This window comes from Vibrio sp. 2134-1, from assembly GCF_033339495.1.
On record NZ_JAWOUS010000003.1, the window covers coordinates 60,013 to 66,231 of the forward strand.

A 6,219-nucleotide genomic window follows, 5' to 3' on the forward strand; every position below is an offset into this window, starting at 1 on the left:
TTATGGATCGCGCAAAACTGAAAAAAGCACGCCAGTTCAAAGATAATGTCTTTAACGCATTTGTCTGGATCTCGGCAGCACTAACGGTAGGCTTTTTGTTCTGGATTATCTGGTACATCCTATCAAACGGTCTACAACACGTAGATTGGAACTTCATTACTGATAACTATACGCGCACAGGTGAAGAGCACGGTATCTTCCCAATGATTGTGGCGACCATTTACATGGTTATCGCTTCTATCGCAGTGGCAGCGCCACTCGGTATCATGACGGCAATCTACTTGACCGAATACGCGAAAGTGGGCAGTCGTTTGGTGAAAATCATCCGATTCTGTACCGAGTCATTGGCGGGTATCCCGTCGATCATTTTCGGCCTGTTTGGTATGACTTTCTTCGTGGCGATTCTTGGCCTTGGCTTCTCGATTCTGTCGGGTGCATTGACGCTAAGTATCCTAATCCTGCCAGTGATCATCCGTACAACGGAAGAAGCGCTGATGGCAGTACCACAAACGTACCGTGAAGGCTCTTATGGCCTCGGTGCTTCTAAGATTTACACTATCTGGCGTTTGATTCTTCCGAGCGCAATGCCAGGTATCTTAACCTCGGTCATTCTAAGTATTGGTCGTGTCATTGGTGAGTCTGCTCCAGTATTCCTGACAGCAGGTATGGTTGCACGTATTCCGGATTCTTTATTGGATTCAGGTCGTACGCTAACCGTTCACCTATACAAACTGACTACCGAACTGTTTACCGTTGAAGAATGGAATCAGGCTTACGGTACGGCAACAGTGCTTATCGTGGTTGTTCTCTTGATCAACATGGTAACGAAACTGATTGCTAGACGTTTTAACACCGCAACTTACTAACAACACTAATTAAGAACGCACGTTAAAAGACACGAACTCAAGAATTAAGAGATTAAGACAATGAACAAATTTGATATTGAAAACCTAGACCTATTCTACGGTGACAACCAAGCACTGAAATCGATCAACTTACCAATTCCAGTTCGCCAAGTAACTGCACTTATCGGCCCGTCAGGTTGCGGAAAATCAACGCTTCTACGCTGTTTGAACCGAATGAATGACCTAATCGAAGGCGTGAAAATTACAGGTAAATTGGCGATGGACGGCGAAGATATTTACGGCAACATTGATGTTGCTGACCTTCGCATCAAAGTCGGCATGGTATTCCAAAAGCCAAACCCATTCCCGATGAGCATTTACGAGAACGTGGCTTACGGCTTACGTGCTCAAGGTATCAAAGACAAAAAGACAATTGATGAAGTGGTAGAGCGTTCGCTGCGCGGTGCTGCACTTTGGGATGAGGTGAAAGATCGCCTTAAATCACACGCATTCGGTCTTTCTGGTGGTCAGCAGCAACGTTTATGTATTGCACGTACAATCGCGATGGAGCCTGATGTGATTCTGATGGATGAACCAACGTCGGCACTTGACCCAATTGCGACACACAAAATCGAAGAACTGATGGAAGAGCTAAAGAAGAACTACACCATCGTTATCGTGACTCACTCAATGCAACAGGCGCGTCGTATCTCTGACCGCACTGCGTTTTTCCTAATGGGTGAACTGGTTGAGCACAACGATACGCAAGTGATCTTTAGCAACCCTCAAGACGACCGTACTCAAGGCTACGTAAATGGTGATTTCGGTTAATCCACCGTATTTACAAGCATAACTAAATAACTATAAGCGATGGTAACTTTGCCCCTCTTGATGAGGGGCCTTTTTCTTTTTAAGTCGTAGGCTTAAAACATCTACCAACACAAAAATCTTGTAAATAAGTACAACTTTCCTCCCCAGTTTATAAAGCATGTAACTTATGTGAAACATGGCTTTAAAAGTGCTGAAGAGTTCTCGAATGTAACACTAAGTCTGATAATTTTGCGAATGACTTAACAGCTCAAATTTGAACGTATTGATTGCATATCATGGCCTAAGTAGTTTTTTATCGAGGATAAAAAAGTAGATTAGGTTGGTAGGGTGAGTTTAAGAAGTTTTACAAGAAAAGTGTCTTCAACGAGGGACCATCGGTTGCTAGCGGAGGCAATCTTTGATCATTTAGAGAGTCTGTTCTCCCCTCAAGCCCTCGCTATTTTTGAAGATCCTTCAATTAACCCTCGTCATTCGATGAGCTTCTCTCGCGGAGAGCTTTACCCAACCCAAAACTATCCTGAGACATTCTGGGAGTGGGCAAGTCAGTTTGATACCTCTGAAAGCATCATACCTCTGGCGATCAACACTTGTAACTGGAATCACACCCGAGATTTAGGGGGTGACAGTTACATCATGATGCTCGACAACACGCCTATCAAACGTACCTACCTACTGATTCAATCTGTACATGCTCGCACGGCACATAATATCTATGAAGAAAGTTACGACGCAATGCAACTCGCAGCGGCGCGTTGGCAATGTATTCGTGCTGAAAAAAATGCCTCGAAAGAGATCAGGCACAGAGATATTCGTGAAGCGCAATATGTTGATGAGATTAGCCAACGCGAGCGCTTTATCGAAAATATGAAGTTAGTTCAGCAAGTTGCACTCGAAATCTCTAATCCTGATTCTTTAAAGGACTTGTACTACAAAGCCGTCGAAGCGCTACGTGAACGATTGGGGTTTGATCGCTCTACACTGATGCTTCTCGATATGAAAAAGCGCAGCTTCAGTGGTACATACGGCACGGATGAGTCAGGAATTACGATTGATGAATTTCACACACAATACGATTTACATCAACTTAGCGAGGAGTATATCACCGCGTTATCTAGCCTTGAGAGCAACTTAGTGATTGTAGAAGACGCGCCAATATACACAGCAGGCAAGGTCATCGGGCAGGGCTGGAATGCGATGTTGATTTTACGCGATGGCAATGAACCGTTTGGGTGGTTCGCGCTAGATAACTTTATTCATCGTAAGCCGATAACGGCATATCAAAAACAGATGTTGGACTCGTTTGGTTCACTTTTCTCTCAAATTTACATTCGTAAGCGCCAAGAACAAAACGTACGCATGTTGCATTCAAGCATGGTTGAGTTATCACGTTGCACTACTGTCAGTGGAGTATGCAAATCGGCCGTCACTTTCGCCATTAAAAATCTTGGCATTGACCGAATGGCGGTGTTTTTAACTGATGAAAATTGCTCTTACATGCAAGGAACGTGGGGTACCGATATTCAAGGTAACGTGGTGGATGAATCTTACTTCTTTGGCGAAACCCAAGATTTCTCTCTTATAAATTTGGCTCGCTCAATGCCAAACGAAGTCGCATTTGAAGAATCAGTGCCTATTTATCATGACTGTAATATTGTTGGCTTTGGTTGGGCTGCGATGACGGTATTGACTTCAAATAGCAGTGGTCCTATCGCTTTTATCGCTGTTGATAATTTGCTGACACGTGCGCCGTTAACTTCTCAGTTACGTGAAGTGATTCGTATGTTCGCGTCCAGCTTAGCTGAAGTATTGCAACGTACTCAAGCTCAAGAGGCTATTCGCGAATTAAACGAAAACTTAGAGCTGGAGGTTCAGAACCGAACAAAAGAGTTGGAGGAAGCCAATCGACAGCTTGAGGTACTTTCTAAGCTCGATCCTTTGACGCGTCTTGGTAATCGCCGCATGTTAGAACATGTGATGCAAAAATATTGTGCCCTAGAGTGTGAAGACGACATGTCGTTTGGCCTGATCCTGATTGATATTGACCATTTTGGCTTATTCAATAATCACTATGGTCATCTCGAAGGCGATATCGCATTGATGCGAATTGGCTATATCTTGGATCATCATACCAAAGGTGAAGATGAAGTTTTTTGCCGTATCGGAGGTGAGGAGTTTGCGTTGCTCATGATTGGTTCTGATCAAGAGGAGGTTCGACTGAGAGCAGAGTGCATTCGTCAATGTATCGAGGGCGAGGGGATAAAGCATCGACATAACCCAGAAGGGGAGTTACTTACCGTTTCAGTCGGTTACTCCTGTTATAAAGCGAAAGGCAAAGACTTTAATTTCGACCATTTATATCAGTTGTCGGATAAGGCACTCTATCAAGCGAAGAATCATGGGCGAAATTGTGTAAGGCGATACGAATACGAGCCCCAAGTGTTTGTTGAGTGAGTGATGTTCATAAGAGCAACTTGATAGGGAAGGGGGCGGCGGTTGGTGCTCTAGATAAAACCGCTAAAGCAAATTTGACCGCATAAGAGAATGGGCAGCTCATGAGAGCTGCCATTGTTATCTAGTTATTTATAGCTTTTCGAGTTGGTGGTCGGTTTTCGTTACGTTTGCTTTGCCAAGGTTTTGAATTTTCGCTAGCAGCGAATCAGGGCTCCAAGGTTGTTGGTTAGCACTAAAATACGCTTGATTCATGGCATTAAGCTCTTGCTTAATTGCTTGTACGTCACCAGGGTTTAACCTGTCTTGATGAGTGGTTAAATACTCATTTACAGAGCGTTCAATTTTCGCAGCATCGCCCTCTTCGATGACTTTTTTTAGCGCGTCGATGCAAAGTGGTTGTTCAGTATTTGAAACCGTTCCACTCGCTGTTATTGACCGCTTTTTCCATGCCCAAATAGCGATTCCCAATGTCATTATCCAAAGCCCCAAGAAAACAAAGGTTAATGTTCGCCAGAGACTGCTCACACCGCCGCTTGATTCAGGACTAGGGGCTGACACTAAAGGCGCTGAAAGAGGCGATTCCGGCAACGTGATTAGCCCAGTGTCATTTTTCTCTACGTCTAATGTTAGCTCTGGTAACGTTGTTTTCTTCGCTTCATCATTTTGACTGTCCCACCAGTTCAAGTCGTATCCTGGTAAGGTATATTTCCCGGCCTCTGTAGGAATAATGACTTGCTTCACCGTCATGGTAACGGTGCCATCTCTCGCGCTATCGAACTTAGGTTGTTCGGGATACACGCGCAGTGAACTCGGGTAACTAATATTGACTAGTGGCAGATATTCGGCTTGTGTACCGCGAGCCTTAACTTGAATGGTTCGAGTGAGTGAAGAGCCTTGTTTTACTGTGTTGATCGCGTTAGTCGACAATAGATTACCTTGATCGTCTTGCCAGCTCTGTGTCATTTCTAACGCTGAAGCAGGAAGCCATTCACCTTTAAATTCGCTCGGAATCGGTTTGACCGTGATTGGCATGCGTTCCGCTTTGGTGTTGATAGGCATTATTTTGGTTGAGCCCGTCAAGCTGTCGCCATAAATATAAGAACCGGTCAGTTTAGGACCTATCAAGGTATAAGTGCCTGGTTGATTGGCCGTTAAGCGAAACGACTGCTCTATGACCGCTACTTCTAACCCATTTAAGATCTTCTGTCTTTGTTGTAAGCCACCCAGTGCCTCAAGCTTCATGCCTTCAATCTGTGGAGGTACTATTTGCGGGTTATCTAGGCGTCGAGTGTCCGCTTTAATTAGAAGTTGTATACGTAATGTTGCAGATTGCTGAGGGTAGAGCGTACTGTTGTCGACCGTAATATTGAAGCTAAATAGATCATCAAGATTGGGGTCTGTTTGGCTCGCGTTGACACGTAGTTTGATCGGCTCCGTTTTCATGCCATCAGCGGAAAAACTTGGAATAGTCAGAACACCTTCTTTCATTGGTGCAATTGAGATACTCCATTCGGTACGCACTGATTTTCTTCCGTTAATGTTATTGCTAGAGCGGCCATAACGAGGTTGACCCAAGAAGAAGTCTTTCTCTAGAACACTGAAGTCGATTGAGTCTGAGCTGAGCTCAGTATCTGAAATGATTCTGAGGTTAATCACTTCATTCTTGGCTACTTGTGTTTTATTCACACTAGCTTGAAGTGTCTGTGCCATCACCGAGAAACTGGATATTAGGCTGGCCACAAAAATAAAGACCAGTTTTACGCCTTTGTTCATCACAGGCTTACCACTCCTTTTGAGATTGTTGTGGAGGTTGTTTTTGTTGCGCTTGAAGTTGCATTTGCGCACGGATCAAAAAGCTTGGGTCGCGAGCACTTTCTACTGCTTCTAGTCGACGGAACTCAGGATCATCCTGATGCATTTTTTCGGGATGCGCTTTAGCCTGTATTGGTTCACCTTGATCCTTCACTTGCTTGTCATCTCGTTGCGGTTGATGTTGTTCCGTTTTTTGTTTTTCTTTTTTATTTTCAGAATCTTGCTGATTTTGTGACTGTTGTCCTTGCGCTTCTTTCCCTTCGTTTTGAGACTTTTGTTG

At 44.2% G+C, this 6,219-nt stretch carries 4 protein-coding genes and 1 pseudogene; 3 read left to right on the forward strand and 2 right to left on the reverse strand.

Going from position 1 to position 6,219, the window contains the following annotated elements; genetic code table 11:
* Positions 1-2 precede the first annotated feature (2 nt).
* The 3 genes from pstA (at position 3) to R7R78_RS04910 (ending at position 4,127) form a co-directional block, all read left to right on the forward strand.
* Positions 3-866: a phosphate ABC transporter permease PstA gene (gene pstA, locus R7R78_RS04900; protein WP_005383923.1), complete on the forward strand. Its 864-nt coding sequence runs from the start codon at positions 3-5 to the stop codon at positions 864-866.
* A gap of 60 nt (positions 867-926) precedes the next feature.
* Positions 927-1,676, forward strand: a complete 750-nt coding sequence (gene pstB, locus R7R78_RS04905) for a phosphate ABC transporter ATP-binding protein PstB (protein ID WP_005375156.1) — start codon at positions 927-929, stop codon at positions 1,674-1,676.
* Between the two features lie 327 nt (positions 1,677-2,003).
* Positions 2,004-4,127, forward strand: a complete 2,124-nt coding sequence (locus R7R78_RS04910; protein WP_170889984.1) for a GGDEF domain-containing protein — start codon at positions 2,004-2,006, stop codon at positions 4,125-4,127.
* Positions 4,128-4,256: 129 nt separating this feature from the next.
* Here the strand turns inward: R7R78_RS04910 and R7R78_RS04915 are convergent, their stop codons facing one another.
* Together R7R78_RS04915 and R7R78_RS04920 are read right to left on the reverse strand one after the other, a co-directional pair.
* On the reverse strand, positions 4,257-5,903 hold the full coding sequence (locus tag R7R78_RS04915) for a BatD family protein (RefSeq protein ID WP_225473198.1): 1,647 nt from the start codon (positions 5,901-5,903) through the stop codon (positions 4,257-4,259).
* A 4-nt stretch (positions 5,904-5,907) separates the two neighbouring features.
* Positions 5,908-6,219, reverse strand: a pseudogene (locus R7R78_RS04920) (hypothetical protein); the annotation flags it as partial.

Excerpts from the sequence above, each read along its gene's own strand:
- pstA (WP_005383923.1), top strand. The coding sequence starts at position 3 with ATGGATCGCGCAAAACTGAAAAAAGCACGCCAGTTCAAAGATAATGTC.
- pstB (WP_005375156.1), top strand. The coding sequence starts at position 927 with ATGAACAAATTTGATATTGAAAACCTAGACCTATTCTACGGTGACAAC.